General features: G+C 51.1%; 14 protein-coding genes. 10 read left to right on the top strand and 4 right to left on the bottom strand.

Going from position 1 to position 17,490, the window contains the following annotated elements; translation table 11 throughout:
- Positions 1–20 precede the first annotated feature (20 nt).
- The 9 genes from DNH61_RS17435 (at position 21) to DNH61_RS17395 (ending at position 12,458) form a co-directional block, all read left to right on the top strand.
- Complete coding sequence (locus DNH61_RS17435; RefSeq protein ID WP_111147953.1) at positions 21–1,283, top strand: lipopolysaccharide biosynthesis protein; 1,263 nt, start codon at positions 21–23, stop codon at positions 1,281–1,283.
- Positions 1,234–2,400 (top strand): glycosyltransferase family 4 protein, encoded by a 1,167-nt coding sequence (locus DNH61_RS17430; RefSeq protein ID WP_111147952.1) that lies wholly within the window; start codon positions 1,234–1,236, stop codon positions 2,398–2,400. Before DNH61_RS17435 ends, DNH61_RS17430 begins: the two co-directional genes overlap by 50 nt.
- The gene (locus DNH61_RS17425) at positions 2,397–3,305 is read left to right on the top strand and encodes a glycosyltransferase family 2 protein (RefSeq protein ID WP_111147951.1); all 909 of its coding nucleotides are present in this window, start codon (positions 2,397–2,399) and stop codon (positions 3,303–3,305) included. Before DNH61_RS17430 ends, DNH61_RS17425 begins: the two co-directional genes overlap by 4 nt.
- Positions 3,302–4,027: a response regulator gene (locus DNH61_RS17420; RefSeq protein WP_111147950.1), complete on the top strand. Its 726-nt coding sequence runs from the start codon at positions 3,302–3,304 to the stop codon at positions 4,025–4,027. The genes DNH61_RS17425 and DNH61_RS17420 overlap by 4 nt, the downstream gene beginning before the upstream one ends.
- Positions 4,020–4,481 carry a hypothetical protein gene (locus tag DNH61_RS17415; protein WP_111147949.1) on the top strand — a complete coding sequence of 154 codons (462 nt, stop codon included), beginning with the start codon at positions 4,020–4,022 and terminating at the stop codon, positions 4,479–4,481. The genes DNH61_RS17420 and DNH61_RS17415 overlap by 8 nt, the downstream gene beginning before the upstream one ends.
- Complete coding sequence (locus DNH61_RS17410; RefSeq protein ID WP_111147948.1) at positions 4,478–6,196, top strand: sensor histidine kinase; 1,719 nt, start codon at positions 4,478–4,480, stop codon at positions 6,194–6,196. The genes DNH61_RS17415 and DNH61_RS17410 overlap by 4 nt, the downstream gene beginning before the upstream one ends.
- Positions 6,197–6,207: 11 nt before the next feature.
- Positions 6,208–10,677 carry a polysaccharide biosynthesis protein gene (locus tag DNH61_RS17405; RefSeq protein ID WP_111147947.1) on the top strand — a complete coding sequence of 1,490 codons (4,470 nt, stop codon included), beginning with the start codon at positions 6,208–6,210 and terminating at the stop codon, positions 10,675–10,677.
- Between the two features lie 81 nt (positions 10,678–10,758).
- On the top strand, positions 10,759–12,111 hold the full coding sequence (locus DNH61_RS17400) for a sugar phosphate nucleotidyltransferase (RefSeq protein WP_111147989.1): 1,353 nt from the start codon (positions 10,759–10,761) through the stop codon (positions 12,109–12,111).
- Positions 12,111–12,458: an Hpt domain-containing protein gene (locus DNH61_RS17395; RefSeq protein WP_111147946.1), complete on the top strand. Its 348-nt coding sequence runs from the start codon at positions 12,111–12,113 to the stop codon at positions 12,456–12,458. The genes DNH61_RS17400 and DNH61_RS17395 overlap by 1 nt, the downstream gene beginning before the upstream one ends.
- Positions 12,459–12,612: 154 nt before the next feature.
- Here the strand turns inward: DNH61_RS17395 and DNH61_RS17390 are convergent, their stop codons facing one another.
- From DNH61_RS17390 to DNH61_RS17380, 3 genes are all read right to left on the bottom strand, one after another.
- On the bottom strand, positions 12,613–13,938 hold the full coding sequence (locus tag DNH61_RS17390; RefSeq protein ID WP_111147945.1) for a DUF4317 domain-containing protein: 1,326 nt from the start codon (positions 13,936–13,938) through the stop codon (positions 12,613–12,615).
- A gap of 160 nt (positions 13,939–14,098) precedes the next feature.
- A complete protein-coding gene (locus DNH61_RS17385) occupies positions 14,099–15,058 on the bottom strand; it encodes a VOC family protein (RefSeq protein ID WP_111147944.1) in 960 nt (319 codons plus the stop codon).
- 37 nt (positions 15,059–15,095) lie between these two features.
- On the bottom strand, positions 15,096–15,491 hold the full coding sequence (locus DNH61_RS17380; protein WP_111147943.1) for a DoxX family protein: 396 nt from the start codon (positions 15,489–15,491) through the stop codon (positions 15,096–15,098).
- A 220-nt stretch (positions 15,492–15,711) separates the two neighbouring features.
- On the opposite strand from DNH61_RS17380, the gene DNH61_RS17375 reads away from it, so the two are divergent.
- Positions 15,712–16,257 (top strand): helix-turn-helix domain-containing protein, encoded by a 546-nt coding sequence (locus DNH61_RS17375; RefSeq protein ID WP_111147942.1) that lies wholly within the window; start codon positions 15,712–15,714, stop codon positions 16,255–16,257.
- A 1-nt stretch (position 16,258) separates the two neighbouring features.
- Here the strand turns inward: DNH61_RS17375 and DNH61_RS17370 are convergent, their stop codons facing one another.
- The gene (locus tag DNH61_RS17370; RefSeq protein WP_220036952.1) at positions 16,259–17,389 is read right to left on the bottom strand and encodes an MFS transporter; all 1,131 of its coding nucleotides are present in this window, start codon (positions 17,387–17,389) and stop codon (positions 16,259–16,261) included.
- Between the last annotated feature and the right edge of the window lie 101 nt (positions 17,390–17,490).

The raw sequence follows: 17,490 nt of genomic DNA, 5'->3' as shown, positions 1-17,490 counted from the left end.
GATAAGGTGGGGATGGCCGGATGCTGAAGCTGCAGAGAGTGATGTTTCCGATACTGGATGCCGCACTGAACGGGTTTAATTATTTCTTCCATATTTATGTAAGCTGGCATCTGCTGGATATACAGTACGGAAAGCTGAATGCCTTGATAGCCCTGTGTACCATCCTGTTTACGGCTGGCGTATCCATTCAGATGTTTACCGCAAGGACCCTCTCTGACGGTGAAGGGATAAGAAGAGAATCGCTTCAGGCAGTGCGGACGATTGCAGGTGCAGCGGCTGTCCTGTACACCGGGCTGTTCATCGGACTGTTCCCGTTAATCGGGCGGCTGACCAGGGCGGACGGAATGGAGATTACGATCATCGCCCTGACACTGATCACGCATCTGTTCTTGTGCATCCAGCGGGGCATTTTCCAAGGGCAGCGGCGGTTTCTTGCCATGAATATCAGCATGTATACCGAAGCGGGCGCCAAGCTGCTGGTTCTGGTTCTGCTGCTGCAGTGGTTTACGGATGTCTTTACCGTACTCTTGTCCATCTGGATCGGAATGATGGCATCCCTCCTGCATGGATGGATGAATAACAGGGACAGCCGGAGGCTGTGGTTCCGCAAGGCGGAGGCTAGTCCTCCCTGGAGGGAAGTATCTGCAGCGCTTCTGGCCATTGTATGCAGCCAGTTTTTCTTTTACTTTTTCACCTCCTTCGATCTGATGATTGTGAATTATTATTTGCCTGAGCAATCCGGAAGCTATGCTGTTATTGTGAGGTTCGGCCAGCTGATCGTGTTCGTCGGCATGAGTCTGCTGACCGTACTCCTGCCCGAGTTCGCTGCACGGAAGCAGGACCTGGGCAAGCTGTTTTCCCTCCTTTGGAAATGTATAGCTTTCATGATGCTTCTAGCCTTCACCGCAATCCTGCTGTACCAGTTTGCTGCGCCGCATGTGATTCCGGCATTGTTCGGCGAGCGCTATGCGGTGGATGCACAGCTCACCATGCTGTCGGCCGTGATGTATGCCAGTTTTACATTTGCCAGTTTATTCATCTACGTCAATATTGCGCTGGGCCGCTCCAGACATCTGTATTATATTGGGGCCGTATCAGCCCTGCTCGTTGTCTCCCTTCAGCTTATGCATGCAAACATCGCTGCTGTAATGATTCAGGAGACGGCCGCTTTTATCCTGCTGGACTTGCTGCTGCTGCTTGATCTAATCCTATACCGCTGGAAGGTGACACGTGATGAACGGGAAGAAGAGAACGCTTCTATTCTTGTCCTGGAGAGACATTAAGGCGCCCAAGAGCGGAGGGGCGGAGGTATTTACGCATGAAATGCTGAAAAGGCTGGACACTGACCGTTATGAAATCATTCATTACTCCCCTATGTTCCCTGGAGCAAACCCGGATGAACGGATCGACGGCGTGCGATATATCCGCAAAGGCGGGAACCTGAGTGTTATCTTCCATGCGCAACGGTATTATGCCAAACATCAGTCACGGATCGATTATGTCGTGGATCAGTGCAATACGCATCGCTTCTTCACGCCGCTGTGGGTGAAGGCATCCAAAAGGATCTTCTTCATTCACCAGCTTACAAGAGAAATCTGGCATCTGAACGCAAAGTTTCCGGTCAGCACGCTGGGTTACTGGACAGAAACGCCGATGCTGCGCCTGTCGCGGCATGACTATACGATGACGGTCTCCAACTCCACGAGGAAGGATCTGCTGGCCGCCGGCTTTAATCCGGATAAAATGACGGTGCTGCCTGAAGGGATTGAGTTCGAGCATTGGCCGCGTGAGCAGTTCCTGGAGAAGGAGGCGAGCCCTGTCTTTATTTATGTAGGCCGCTTCGTTCATTACAAGGGCATTGATGATACGGTGAAGGCATTCTCGGAAGTGAAGCGGAAGCATCCGCAGGCGAAGCTCTGGGTTGTCGGCAAGACCGACCACCGTTATGTGCAGGAAGTGCTCAAACCCATTATGGATGAAGCGGGGCTGTCTTATGGAGAAGAGAATGAAGGCCGGGATGTAACCTTCTTCGGCTTTGTCTCAGCCAGCCGCAAGCTGGAGCTGATGAGCCGGTCTCATGCACTCTTGTTCCCGTCGCTCCGCGAGGGATGGGGGCTTATTATTACGGAAGCCGGAGCGGTAGGAACACCGAGTATTGTCTACCATTCACCAGGGATTATTGATGCGGTTGATGAAGGCCGGGCCGGTTTTCTTTGTTCGGAGAACAAGGTGGAGGATCTGGCGGGCTTCATGAATCAGGTTATCGAACAGCCGGAGCAGGCGGAATTAATGAGGGAGAAAGCCTATAAGTTCTCGCTAAATTTCCACTGGCGGCATACGGCAGCAAGCTTTGACCGGTGGATGGATCAGCTGTATGCGAAGGAAGGAGGGGCACGATGACAGAATATGCCGGCAAGGAACGGGTGGCCATTATATTTTCCACTTATAACAGCGTATCTTATGTAGACATGTGTCTGAAGAGCTGTCTCTCCCAATCCTACGAGGATCTCCATATAATCATTGCAGATGACGGATCTACCGATCATACAGTTGAACTTCTCCGTGATACGGCTGGCGGCAGCGACCGCGTTCATATTATTGAGCTTCCCCACGGCGAGAGGGGAATCGCGCGCGCTGCTGCAGTGAACACAGCCAAGCAGCTGAATGCACAGTACTTGTATATCCTGGATTCAGATATGGTGCTGAAGGAGCATCTGGTAAGAGATTGTGTGGCGTATCTTCGCAAGGAGACGAAGGTCGGCGGGCTGGTCATTCCCGAAATTCCGTTCACGATGTATACGAATTATTACTCGAAGGTGAAGGTGTTTGAACGCACAATCATTAATAACGCAGGCACGGAGATCGGACCTAACTCGATTGAAGCCGCACGCTTCTGGCGGATGGAGGAGTATGAGTCCACCGGGGGGATTAACACCAGACAGATTTCGTTCGAGGAGACGCAGCCTACAATCCGCTATCTGGAGAAGGGCGGCACAATCAAACGGGCGGTATTCACCGGTGTCATGCATGACGAGAAATATGTTACCCTGCGCAATATCGCAGCGAAGAAAAAATACTACTTCTCCGTTATGGACCGTACGCTGGAGGCTGAGGCTAACGGGTTCCGGAAGGCGCTGAGCCGCTGGTACTTCTTCCGTCCAGTGCTGTACCGGAGAGACAACCTGATGGCATATGTGAAGCACCCGCTGCTTACCGCAGGGGTTCTGTACATGTACGCATGCCTGACCTGTATCGGAGTCTCGCAGATCGTAAAGTCTCAATTTAAGAAGGGGGCAGCGTCATGAATCGCAAGGGCAAAATCTTGTTTGTGGATGACGACGAAATTGTACTTCTGCTGCTGCATCGGCTGCTGTCTGATGAATATGAGATTGAACTGGCGAGAAGCGGGCCAGAGGCGCTGGATATTCTAAGCGAACAGACCTTCGACGTTATTGTAACCGATATCCGGATGCCCGATATGGACGGGCTTGATCTGCTTAACATTGTGAAGAAGCTGTATCCTCATATGGTAAGAATTGTGCTGTCCGGCTACACCCAGGTACATACCATCATTTCGGTCGCCAATCACGGGGGGATATTCCGGTTTATTACGAAACCAATCCAGATTAATGAAGAGACCAAGACTTTTTTTCGGAACGCTGTTGAGCATGCGCATGCCATTCAGGAGGAGTGCAGGCTGCACCGCCGCACGCTGGATACGTTCATTCAGCTTCTGGAGGACCAGGAACAGCTCTACCTACTGTGCGACGAGAACCGGGTGATCGTCTCGATCCATCCGTCTTTGCGGTACTATTTTCCTGACAACAAGCTGCCGACAACCCAAGCTCTGGAGCGGGATCTGGTGCTGGGCGACCAGTCCGCTGCAGGCAGGGAGCTGATTACGAAGCGCGGCGTCCTTCCGATCAAGCGGATTAGACAAACCATTGTCTATGATAAACCGCTCATGCTTATTTATGTCGGGCAGGAAGCAGCTGTTTCGTCTGCAGGGGGACTGGCGATTGGATGAGTTAAGGGTAGTTGTGATCACTCCCAACCAGCAGCTGCTCGAGGAGCTGGAGCTCTACTGCTCGTTCTTGGCTAGTCCGGTGATGAAGCTGTGGCAGAAGGGAAAGGAGCTGTTCCGCAGGGAAGGCACCCTGCACTATCCTGCAAGCCTTTCTCTGGAAACGATGCTGGAGCTACAGGTGGCGGATGATCCGCAGCAGGTCTATATTCTTGATATCGATGCCTATAGCCTGGACGATCTGAACCGGGTATTTATCCAGCTCGATTCGGAGCTTGTCATCCTCTATGAGGCGAATGGCCATCTTCAGCTGATGGAGCTGGATGCCAAGCTGGATGTTGTGATCAACCGTACAACCAATCTAACCCTGCTGCGAAAGCCGCTGGTCAGGCTTGAATTGGAGATCGCGATCTCCAGTATTATGAAGAAGAGGACGAAGGTGAGCAGGACAAGATGATGCAACGGATCAGGAAGGCTTCCCTCATTTATATGGCTGCTGTAACCTTGCTTGTTGCGCTGCTGCCTGCCTCTGTAACCGCGGGATATTTAGTGAAAAGACAGACACAGCTGGCGTTGGACGGACAGCAGGAGCTGCTGGAGAGCACACTTCAGGAGAAGAAGCGGCAGGCGGGCCTGTACTATAAGCAGCTGCAGTACCAGCTGGAGCTATGGATGCAGAGGGAAGCTGTTCCGTTCCTCGCAGACGAGGGCCGGTTGCCGGTGTGGACGGAAATGAAGGACGTTAACCGCGTCTATCTGTTTGATGCGAACCAAAAGCCGGCTTATTCCAGCACGGAGCAGGGTATCGAAGAGGCAGGCGTCCAGCTGAAGCAGCAAATGTTCGAGCAGCCGTGGGTTGCCGGTGATTTTACTGTTGAGGGCAAATCCGCATTACAGCATCTGTTCTACAAGATTGTCAGCGGCCAGGAGGTGCTGGGTTATTTTGTAGGCGAACTGAACCATTCCGGGCTTGTGGAGCTGCTGTCTGCCGAGTCTTCCGCCGCTGTGGAATTATTCAATAACAAATATGAGATCGTTGCTACCCCAGATCCCGAATCGATGCTGAAACGGAGTATTAATCCTATATCCAAGAAGATGCTGGACGGCAATACCGGGTATGAGAAGCTTGATGGCGACTGGTATGCCTATTCATTCGTCAATCTGGATGGACAGTCTCTATTCTTAACCGTCCGCCAGCCGGAAGCTGAAGCATTGCAAGCTTTGGAAGGGCAAAGCACAATCCTGCTCTTCCTGCTGACCGCGTTTGCGGGATTCGGACTGTTCGTGGGCCTGAAGCAGTTCAGGCGCATGCAGGAGCTTCTAGCGGCCCATCGGATTGAGGCGCATGAGTACAGCCAGCTGGAGGTCCGCCAGACCTGGAAGGAGAAGGAGGAACGGGTGTACGGGAGGATGCATGCCCAGATTCACTACGTGCTCTCGTCCGTGCAGCGCAAGGTGAATAAGCTGCGTCAGGAAGACCGCGAGTATAAGCTGCTGGGGTATTACCAGAATGTTGCGGAAACACTGGACGGGTTCGTGGACAAGAATAATCAGACGCGCGAGACAATGCGGTATTTCGGTGAGCTGAACAGCCACTTTGTCCAGCAGTATCTGCATACGAAGGAACAGCTCCAGCAGGTAACCGAGGAGCTCGGCAAAGCGCAGTCGCTTCTGGATCAGCGGATCAATATGGGTGCGGCTAACGAGGATGTCGAAGTGCAGGCTGTGTGGGCGGAGGCCATGCTGTACGTCCAGGGCAGGATGGAGACTGGAAACATCCGGTTTGAACAGCAGTTCGAGCACACGCCAAGAGTGATGATTCAGCGGGAGCTGCTGGAGAAGACGTTTCGCGGTATTCTGGAGAACGCTTATCAGGCCATCTTGAAGAAGCGAATGCTGGATGAGGACGAGCTGGACGAGCACGAAGATGAAGTCAATGTCATCTGCCGTTTCCAGAACAACCGGATTTGCATTCAATTGCGTGATACCGGCGGCGGTATCCGCAACGAGCTGCGGAAGTATTACTTCAGCCCGACCTACTCGCGGAAGGACCATGATGAGAGCTTCAGCCTGTATCAGATCGATCAGTTTATGGAACAGATAGGCGGTAAAATATTGCTGGAAAATGAAGCGCGCGGGTTGTTGGTGACCATTAGTTTTCCGGTACTGTAGGTGATTCGGATATGAAGAGGGCAGTGCTGAAGCAGAAGCTGACCGCAGCAGCCTATACGTACCGCTATGATATGGTTGCGTTAACCATCCTAACGCTGCTGATCGCGGCCTATATGGCGCCAGTGCTGGGACCGGGGCATGTCGTATTCAGCGACCTGGCCTTTGGCTTTTCCTCAGACCGCTATATGGAAGAAATCTACGGGGCGTGGAATGAACGCTGGAGCACGGCAACGCTGTTCAATGTGCCCAGGCTGCTGTTTATTCTGCCCTTTTACCTGCTCTCACAGGCGTTCGGAGCCAGCGGGCCAGTACTGCTCAAGAGCTTTATCCTAACCTTGGTGCTGGTCTCGGCTTATTCGATGTACCTGTTTACGAAAAGGCTTGTCAGCATTTATTTTTCCAGACATTTTCATTTCATTACCATTATTGCCCTAATAACAGGTTCGCTCTTCTATGCGCTCAACCCGTGGGTAATTGTCCGGATTCAGCATATTTACCTGCTGTGCGGCTACAGCTTGTTTCCGCTTGTTCTGATGTTTTTCTTTAACAGCTTTGATCCGAAGTTTCAGGCACAGCTGATTCCGAATTACAAGCTGCACCGTGCCAGACTCTACCAGCGGAACATATTTGATCTGATTGCGCTCAGCCTTGTCTTCACGATCAGCGCTGCGGCCATTCATTATTTCTTCTTCGGCCTGTTCTACCTGGGCGTCATCGGCGTGCTGATTATGGCCAAGACACTGTTTACGCACCGCAGGCAGAGCTGGAAGAAGAAGCTGCAGATCCTCAAGCATTTTGCGGTACGGGCTGCAGCCTTCGGTGTATTCTTCGCTATGCACAGCTTCTTCTGGTTATCAATGTATGGCGGAAGCATCCTGATGGGTGCTCAAGCGTCCCAGCACAATATCAATGTGGTGGATACCCTGTCGCTATTCAGCCGGAACAGCAGCATCAGCAATGTGCTTTATTTTATGAGCTACTGGTGGCCAATGTTTTCGCTCGAGAGCATTCCGGTCACGTTCTATATTGGCGGAGGCGTGCTGCTGATTGTGATGCTGTATGCCGTTATCTTCGGCGCTTACCGCAATCCGATTCTGTTGTTTTTTACGCTGCTTGCCCTGCTATTCATCATTCTGGCCACAGGGGTGACGCTGAGCTGGTTCGCGGATATCTTTGTGGTTATCGTGACGAAGACGCCGGTCATCGGTTCAGTGTTTCGGGACCCGAATAAATTCATTGGGCTGCTGGCCGTAAACTTCAGTGTGCTGCTGACGTTCGGGATCGTTTACTTTTATCACCATCTCCGCCATTCTTTTCTGCACCGGATCACGAAGGTTGGAGCATTAATTCTGGTGCTGGTAAGTATGTGGCTGTATCTGGAGCCGATGCATACCCATTATATTAACGGCTTCTATAAACCCGTTGCGGTTCCGCAGGCGTATAAGGATGCCGGGGAGCATATGCTTGACAAGGATAACTTCTCCAGCAAGATTCTGTACCTGCCGATTGCCGACAATATGACGCAGAGCAATACCGGCGTGGCGACACCGTTCTGGAATCAGAACCCGGACAAGACTGGGGGGTACGTGAAGGCGACAGGCGATATTCAGGTCTACTCCTCTCAGAAGAATACAATCTTTCACCATGAAGGCAATGCGATGAGCATCACCTATTATATGAACTATCTCCATGAACTGCTGGATAAAGGAATGACGCAGAAGCTCGCTCCGCTTCTCAGCGTGTTCGGAGTGAACGAGCTCGCCTATCATGATGAATATGAAGGCCAGGAGGAGCGGCAGGACTTCCATCTGCAGATGCTAAACAGCCAGGAAGGGCTTATTCCGCATTATAACAACCAGATATTCAGCCTGTTCGCGCTGGACCCGTCGCTGCGGCTGCCTTACCTGGCAGAGGTGCCGAAGAAGGTATTTACGCCGTACGGGTACAGCCGGATGGTCAGCTATCAATCGTTCCCGGGCTTTCATTTCCGCAATGAAGGGGTTATCTTCACGAGTCTGGATGAAGAGTCCCATATTTCCCAGGCTAACGAAGGTGATTATATCGAAGCGAATCGATTCCTGGACCTGTGGTTGTCCGAGCTGCCAAGCAGCTATTACCTGCTGCCGTTCGAAGCGATTGATGAAGCGAATGCGTTCCTGAAATGGTCGAAGACGCTGGTCAAGAACAGCGAGTGGACCTGGTTTCTCTCGTCGCAGGGGATCAAGAACTTCACCTATGATCATGACTACGGAGCGGGCATGGGGGTTACCTTTGCTTCTCAGAAGCTCGATGTTCTCCCTTACAAGCTGAAGGAGATCCAGGGTGAGCTTGTGGCTGACTTTGATTCCATGCTCCGGATGGACAATTTCTTCAAGGCGGATAATCCCGAGCTCTTTGAGGTAACCGCCAATCCAAGAACTGAACTGAACAACATTCCGATGCTGCACGGCGAGGTCGTGAAGAGCGATCCCGATAACATATGGCAGGTTGCCAAATCCGGAGTCTTGGATGCCAAGCCCAATAATCCGTATCAGTTCAAGCTGGTCATCTCCGGCAGGGGGACGAATAAGCTGCATCTGAAGGTGCGCTTCTATAACGAGAAGATGGAGGAGATTGGGGTGAGCTATGTCGTCGCTCCATCGGAGCAGACGGACTTTGACACGATCCAGTTTTTTGGGGAGTATGTTTCGCCGGCCGATACCAGGTATATGCGCATGGATTTGCTGGCCTTCCAGCGGCCGGAGCAGAAAAGCTACTGGTGGATTCACGATATCCAGATTCTGGATCTGGAGGCCTTCAGAAAACCAAACGAGTTCACAATGACCAGATCGTTCGACAAGCCGGCGGCAGCGTCGGTCTATATCCGTCCTTTCTTCAGCCATAAGGGAGGCAAGCTCAAGATTACATTTCCGGACGGTTCACAGACGGTCGACACCTATGACGCCAGCATCAGCCAGTTCGCCTGGATTGATCTGGGGGAGCATACCTTTGCTGCGGGGGACAATGCCATTACCGTCGAGAATGTGGAAGGGTTCAATGCGGTTAACCTGCTGGCTATCGTTCCGACTGAGGAGCTGGAGGAGCTGCAGGCGCCGGTCACGCGTGCGATCGACAAGAGCAAGCTGTTCTTTACGCTGGAGGCGGAGAATGATTTCTCTTATACCGGGAACATCCAGAGTGAGAGGGTCTTTCCCAAGCTTTCCCTCGGCAGAGGAATCAGCTCGCAGAGCGGAAAGCTGGAGCGTCATGTTGATATTGTAAAGAGCGGCATCTATTCGTTCGTCCTGCGGGTAAGCGGCACGGCGGAACACCAGGGGGAGCTGAAGGTTCATATCCGCAACAACGATACGGGTGAAGTGACGGAGCGGCTGATCCGGATGGAGCAGCTGAGCAAGCCCGAGCAGTCAGCCGGGCAGCCTTCGGAGCCGGATATTATGATAGATACCGCACCGGAGAAGGACGGCTTTCAGAAGGTCTACCGGGAGGCTGACGGGTACTACGAGGAGCTTCAGGATGTACAAATTCGCGGTCTGCCGCTGCTTAGAGGCAGTTATACGATCTCGTTCGGGTTCGACAGCAAGGTGCCTTCCTTAAGCATGCTTGACGATTTGCATAGATTCGATCCGAATGATATTAAACTGCCGGACTTCGTTCCGGACCAGCTGCAGGAGAGCTGTTCCCAATATGACTTTATCGATTCATCCATGTACCAGTATCAGATGGAGGGATCCAAGCTGCGGATTGATTATGATTCAACGTACTCCTGTGATTGGTACAGCTATGCATCCGGGAAAATACCGGTTCACGAGCTGGACGAATATCTGCTGTCAGTTGAAGCCAGATCCGTGAACGCTGCAGCTCGTCATATGAAGATGCTGTTCCTTAACGATGAACAGGAAATCGTGGACACGGTTTACATCGATGAGGTGGAAGAGAAGGACAAACACCGGTGGAACCGTTACGAGCAGCTTATTCGTGTGCCGGAAGGGGCAACGCGGATGCAGTTCCATGTTTGGGCGCGGGGTGACAAGACGGAAGACGGATTCTTGGAGATGAAGAACTTCAGCATCGTCCCTTACAAGGATCTTATTATGCTGGATCAGGCCATCGCATTTGAGGGGACGGATTATGAGACGTTCTTCCCGGCGGAGCTGGAGACGAAGCAGGTAACATTCTCGCGCACCGATACGATGAAGCGGACCTTTACCTTGGACAATCCGGAGCAGGACAGGGTGCTGCTGAACTATATGGAATCGCCGGGCGCGCTGTGGGAACTTAGCTTTGGCGGCAAGCAGCGGGGGACAATGACAGTCAACGGCGTATCGGCCGGCTTCATCGTTAGCAGCGATGGGGAGGGCCGGTTAGAGATAGTCCTCCGCAAGCTGTATTATGCCGGCCTGATCATCTTCCTGGTTGGCATGTTCGTCAGCTTTCAGGCTTACCGGCGCGTGGGCCGGGTCAACCGGTGGTTCAGGCTGTAGGCAGCCCTTGTCTGACAGTCGAACCGTGAAGCAGCATTGTACAGGTGAAAACAATATAGCAGGCGGAAAGCGGTGGCAAGCATGAAGGTTGTATTATTGTCCGGTGGTTCAGGCAAACGTCTGTGGCCTCTGTCGAATGACACAAGATCGAAGCAGTTTCTAAAGGTGCTCAGGGATGAACAAGGCCATCTTGAGTCCATGATTCAGCGGGTATGGCGCCAGATTGGCAGGGCTGGTCTTGGCGGCGATGCCTTCATATCTACAGGCAAGGGTCAGAGCGATCTGATCTGCAGCCAGCTGGGTGAGGATGTACCGCTGATTGTAGAGCCGTCCCGCCGGGACACCTTCCCGGCCATTGCGCTTGCCTGTGCATATCTCTATAGTGCCGGGCAGACGGGCCGTGATGAGGTGGTTGTCGTGCAGCCGGTCGATCCTTATGTGGATGACAGCTTCTTCACAGGTTTTGCTGGTTTGGAGGAGCTTCTTCGGGAACGGACTCTGGATCTGGCGCTGATCGGCGTGAAGCCGACGATCCCGTCCGAGAAGTACGGCTATATCGTACCGGCGGCTGACACGCAGCTGGTGGAACGGTTCGTAGAAAAGCCGGATACGTATACGGCAGAACAGCTTATCCGGGATCATGGCGCATTGTGGAACTGCGGGGTGTTCGCCTTTAAGCTTGACCTGATACTGAACTGGCTGGAGCGTCATGAGCTGCCGCTTGATTACGACCTGCTGGCTGCGCGGTATGAGGAGCTGGAGAAGACCAGCTTTGATTACAAAATTGTGGAGAAGCTGACGAAGATCGGGGTTCTGCGGTATGAGGGGTTCTGGAAGGACCTGGGCACATGGAATACGTTAACCGAAGAGATGGGGACAGCGATAATGGGTAAAGGGGTGCTAAGCAGCGATTCCTCCAATACACAAATCCTGAATGAGCTGGACATCCCAGTCAGCGTGCTCGGCATCAAGAATGCAGTCGTTGTCGTCAGCCCGGACGGCATACTCGTCAGCGACAAATTCGAAAGCACGAAGATCAAGCAGGTCGTGGACCAATGGGGGCAGCGCCCGATGTATGAAGAACGGCGCTGGGGCTGGTACCGGGTATTGGATTATACGAAGAAGGATGACCATACCGAAGTGCTTACCAAGCGGATTGGTGTCCATCAGAGCCACAACCTGAGCTACCAGACCCATCAATACCGCAATGAAGTATGGACGGTTATATCCGGTGAGGGGCTTATGCTGATGGATAAGCAGCTGTTTACCATTCGTCCGGGTGATGTCATTCATATCCGTTCAGGCGTGCCGCATGCGGTTAAGGCACTCACAGACCTCGAAATTATTGAGGTGCAGATGGGCTGCCCGCTGATTGAAGAGGACATCAGACGGATTTATATGACCTGGGATGAAATGATGGAGAATCGGGGCTGATGCAGCAGGGTGATCTGATGGACCCCGGGCGTGTCGAGATGTTAAAGGAGTGGCTTGGTTCAACCGAACTGTTCATAACGATCATTCAGTCGTTCCTGGAACAGAGCTGTAACGCCCTGATGCAGCTGGAGCAGGATGGCGGCCGGATGACGAATGAACAGTGGACCGATGCCGTTCATAAGCTGAAAGGCATGGCCAGTAACGTTGGCGCCACGGCACTAGTGGATTTAGGCGAGCAATTGGAGTCGGCATCGTATGAGGGACAGCCGCTCACCCCTGGACAGAAGGCAGCGTTTATGTCGCTGGCCAGGTCCACGCTGGAAATGTACGAGGCTTATATAAGATGAGAGAATGAGCTGCGGGCAGCGTGACACGGGCTGTTAACGTGATATAAGCAGGCCCGGCGCTGTGATGCCAATGCCAAGCTGACAACGGTGAGACCCGATTGTCAGCTTGTTGTATGCTGTAGAGACAACAGCGGACGCAGCAGCATCATTAAGTCTACAGTGTCTCCGTATTGAGCGTAAAGCCTTCGATCACGACATCTTCGTCGACCTCAATTAAGAGGCATTTTTTCCCGCGGTAATTCACCTGTTTTACATACTTCAAGTCCTGCGGACTGACCGAGATTGTGGCAATCTTCGTATCAATCTTGATCGATTTGGATGTGAACTTTGGAATCACGCTGCTCGCTTTGAGTTCATAATTCCGGTCGTCGACGATGGTCTGGAATGCTTGTTCCACCTTTTCGGTTGTTACGTCCTCCACGCCGCTCGCCGTCAGCATCCGTTCTACATCTCTGTAATCCAGCCTGGGAGGTTCCTCTTCCTCGTGGGTCTCGATGATCTGATGAATTTCCTCGTAGACATGAGCGATCGTGGCCGCATCGAACTGGTCTCCCGCGACCTCCTTCACGATTTCCTCGAATATGCCTCTCTCTTCCTGAGCCGTCACCGACTTCTCCGCCGTTAAGACTTGCTCAATGAAATGGATATTCGGCTCATTCGCTTTCCCGGCACAATATAGAATGCGGTTCACATCGGAGGCGTTGTCCGTTACGCTGGGGTAGAAGAAGCCTTGGTCCGGCGCGCTCAGCTTGATAATCGGGTCCACGACGACATTGTACTTGAATTCCCGCTCGACATAATCAAACATGAGCGTATTCCGCGGCGGCTCCGTAGAATTCACGCTGCAGAGAATGAACGGGTGCGCGAACATTTCGTCCTTTTCACTCTCTTCGGCTTCATCGTTCCTGCCCTTGGTCGGCCGGAAGTACTGTCCGCGGATGAAAGTAACAACCGTATCGCGTTCGTACGTCTTGTCCGCCAGCATTTTCTCCACGAGCACAAGCATCAGATTCATCCACTCTTCTGTGTCGCCGGTCACCAAGCCCTGGTGGAGAAGCACCTGCGAGGGCTCCTCGGCATGCTCCTGAAACCTTAATTCGAACAGCTTCTGATCCAGTTCGCCGGCCAGCAGCTTCTTGAAGTTGCCCATATAGAGCTCCTGCTTCTCTCTGTCCACCAGAGCGAAGGGCTGGCACTCATAGTGATAGACCTCGCTGCTCTCCTTCATAATATACACATTCAGAATATCGAACACCTTGAGCATTTCATGGTCCAGCTTAAATTGCTTGCGAATATGTGCGATTTCTTTTTTTATCATAGTCGGGTATACAACTCCTAAGAAGTGAGATGGCTTTACCAGTATAAACGATGTGATAGAACATTGTAAGGGCATAACTATGTGGTCAACAGGCTGGTCATTTGAGGAGGTAAATAATGAGGGATACAAGGAAAGGTGAACAATGCCGCTGTCATGATTCATATGCTGTTGGAGTTGTAGTAAGTAGAGGATGGTTTAATTTATAGAAGAACACAGGAAAGCAAGAGGCGGGCTCAGATTATGAGCCCGCCTTCTTTACTATGTGATAACGGCGAAAAAATATTAGCCATACATAAGACAGAGCGGCTCAGCTATCGGCTTGCTACTCTTTCACGAATATGAGGATGCTGTTCCCGGAAGGATCTGTGACGGTCATTTCATGATTATCCGCTCTATAGCTGTAGGCTGACTGTTCAAGCTTGGCTAAGGCTCTATCATACTCTTCTTGTGTGAAATGAAGCGTAAACTGCTTCAAGCCTAACGAATGCTCTGGAGGTTTCGGCAGACCTTGGCCTGACCAGGTATTCATTCCAATGTGATGATGGTAAGCGTCCTTGGATACAAACAGCATGTGAGCATTCTTAGCAACAATATCAAGTCCAAGCGTTTCTACATAAAAATGTTCGGATGCCTTCAAGTCGGATGCCTGTAAATGAATGTGGCCTATCCTTGTTCCGCTAGGCAGGCCAGTCCATTCAGCATCCTTGATTTCGGCTAATAAGCCTTCAAGAACCAGCTGTTTTGTTGCTCCGACGTAGCCACCGTTATTGTCTCTTTGCCACTCGTTAGAATTCCGGTCGGTATAAATTTCAATCCCGTTATCATCAGGGTCAGACAGATAGAGGGCTTCACTGTATTGATGGTCCGATGCGCCTTGAAGGGGATATCCGCTATCCGCCAAATGGACAAGCGACAGGGCTAAATCCTGTCTGGTAGGGACTAATATCGCGAAGTGGTATAAGCCCGTTGTTCTCACAGGACGAGGGACATAGGATTCCTCTTCTCTAAGTATGAGCTGAGGTACCACGCCGTCTGCTGTAAGCGTAGCTGTCCGCTCATCCTTCTCGATGACTGTGAAGCCAATTAACTCTTCATAAAATATCAGGGACCTGGCCAGGTCAGAAACCTGCAGCTCCACGTAACCGATTCTCGGTTCCTGGGATGCTGAATATGTCGCTGTATTCATCTCTTCGCTCGTACCTTTCTTATTCAGGCTAAAATATAATGCGACTGCTCCCGCTGCCAAAATGATAATGAACAAAACCAACTGCATGCTTTTCATTCTCGACACCCTGATGGACCGTCCCCTTTATCTAGTGTTAGGATTTGTTCTTCGTTTTCACAATATAACCGTCCAACGAATACAGCTTGCTCCCGTTCAGTAACAAATAAGCGGCCATCGCCATCAACGCAAGATCGTAGGCATAGCCTCCAATAAAACCAGCAGCCCATTGTACTTTAATAATTGCGCCTGCGAGCAGTACGACAAACAATCCTCCAACAATGCGGGTACCGAGTCCAATGATCAGGGCAATTCCGCCGGCCACTTCAAGTCCTGCTACGATATACGCCAGAAATTCGGGCAGTCCGATACTTCCGAACCATCCGGCAGTGTTCTCGATGCCCCCCGAAAATTTCGTCAGACCATGTCCCAGGAAAATGATCCCCAGAACCACTCGCAGCAATACTGCGCCAATACCTTCTTTATTTGCCATCTTTGTTTCCTCCTATTGTTTTGGATATAAATGTATCCTTATGAGATATAAATATTCATATTAGAAAACTAATAGACAAAAAATAGTGAGATGTTTCCCTATATGAAAATTTATTTACTATAAGATAACAAACGGCTTGTTGACTGTCAAGGTCTTTGTTAATATAACCATAAGTACACAAACGTACGTAAAGAAAGAGCAGAGGTTAAGGTGATAAACGTTGGACATAGGGTCGAAAATTCGTGCCATTCGAAACCGCAAGAAAATCACGATTGCGCAAATGTGTGAAGCCACAGGGCTTTCCAAAGGGTTTATCAGTAACATGGAGAACAACCATACATCACCTTCCATTCATACCCTGGCTGCCATTGCAGACTTTCTGAAGGTGCCTTTGCCTTATTTGCTGTTAGATAAGAGCCAGCACATGCAGGTCGTGCGCAAGGATGAAAGAAGAACCTCGTCGTATAAAGGCCACAAGATCGAGCATCTCACCTCAAAAGGGCGGCTGCGGATGATGATCGTTGAATCACCGCCCGGATTCGCTATTGGAGAACATGAGCCCCATGCCCATGAGGGAGAAGAAAGCCATTTAGTGCTCAAAGGAAAGGTGCTGGCCGAACAAGGAGAAGATTCTATTATTGCCGAAGAAGGCGATACCTTTACCTGGAATGCGAGCGTTCCGCATGTCGTCAAGAATATCGGCGATACCAACTCCGTGGTCCTCATCTCCATTTATTCGGATACCAAGCTGGACGATCTGCTGTAAGTCAGCTGGCAGTTCGTCCGCGGATATAGCCAATGTAGACAACCAGAACTAAAGCGTAGACTATGGATGCGACAATGTAGATCGCCTGATACGATAGCTCTGCAGCGACAAGTCCAAGAATAAAGGAGCCTCCGCCAATCCCGAGGTCAAAGAAGTTGAAGAATGAAGCCATCGCATCCTCATGCTCATGTTCCCCGACCAAGTTCATGCACCATGTTTGAAGGGCGGGGAAGATCGCGCCAAATCCGAATCCGTACAGCACAGCCGCCAGCAAGAACATGCCGTCACTGTCTGCCATATATAGAATGACGAGTCCCGCAATGGACAGGATGGAGCCGGGTATAAGAATAACCGAAGGCCCATAAACATCAAACAGCTTTCCGGAGATGATCCGAATGACAAAGCTGGCGGCCGCGATGAACAAGAAAAACAATCCTACGTGAGTGAAGTTCTTCTCAATGGCGTACAAGGAAAAGAAAGACATAATGCCGCCAGCCGCAATGCCAATCAGAAAGATAAGCAGAGAAGGAAACAGTACCCGTTTCTCGTACAGCTTAACTTTTACACGTTCTTGTTTATCAAGATCCCTTCCTTGCGGTGATCTCTTGATCAAAAGCGCCATGAGGACAGCCAGCAAAAGGACAGCCATGCCTCCAAAAAATAACCTCTGGAAATCATACAGCTCCAGCGTCATAATGCCGATCATCGGCCCTACAGAGATGGCTACCGTTTCCCCTACGCCAAAATAACCAATTCCCTCGCCACGTCGTTCCTTGGGAATGATTTCAGCGGCAAGCGTGGCAAAATACGTTGTTGCTAACCCAAATCCAGCGCCATGGATCAGTCGAATGATTAATAACGCTGTGATGTTGGTTGAGAGATAATAAGCTCCTGTAGACAGTGCAATGATCAGAATTCCGAATATTAACAGCAGCTTTTTATCAAATTTAGTAACTAGAATGCCCGCAAAAGGACGGATTAGAATAGCGGAAAGCATGAACATCCCTGTTACTAAGCCGACCTGGCTTGCTCCCCCTCCTAGGGCAGTGACAAACAAGGGAAGGGTAGGAAGCAGCATTTCGAATATCATAAAGACCAGAGCGTTAGCAATAACTACGAAAATGAAAGACATGGACCAAATCTTGTTGTTATGGATGTGAGGCAATTGATTTTTCTCTCCTTTGTGTTGGCAGTTCCGCGTATGAAAAGACCTTCTTAAACAGCAACACAAAT

Source organism: Paenibacillus sambharensis (genome assembly GCF_003233845.1).
Classification (GTDB): domain Bacteria; phylum Bacillota; class Bacilli; order Paenibacillales; family Paenibacillaceae; genus Paenibacillus_I; species Paenibacillus_I sambharensis.
The sequence above is the reverse complement of the archived record's forward strand: the minus strand, read 5'-3'. Positions and strand labels throughout refer to the sequence as shown.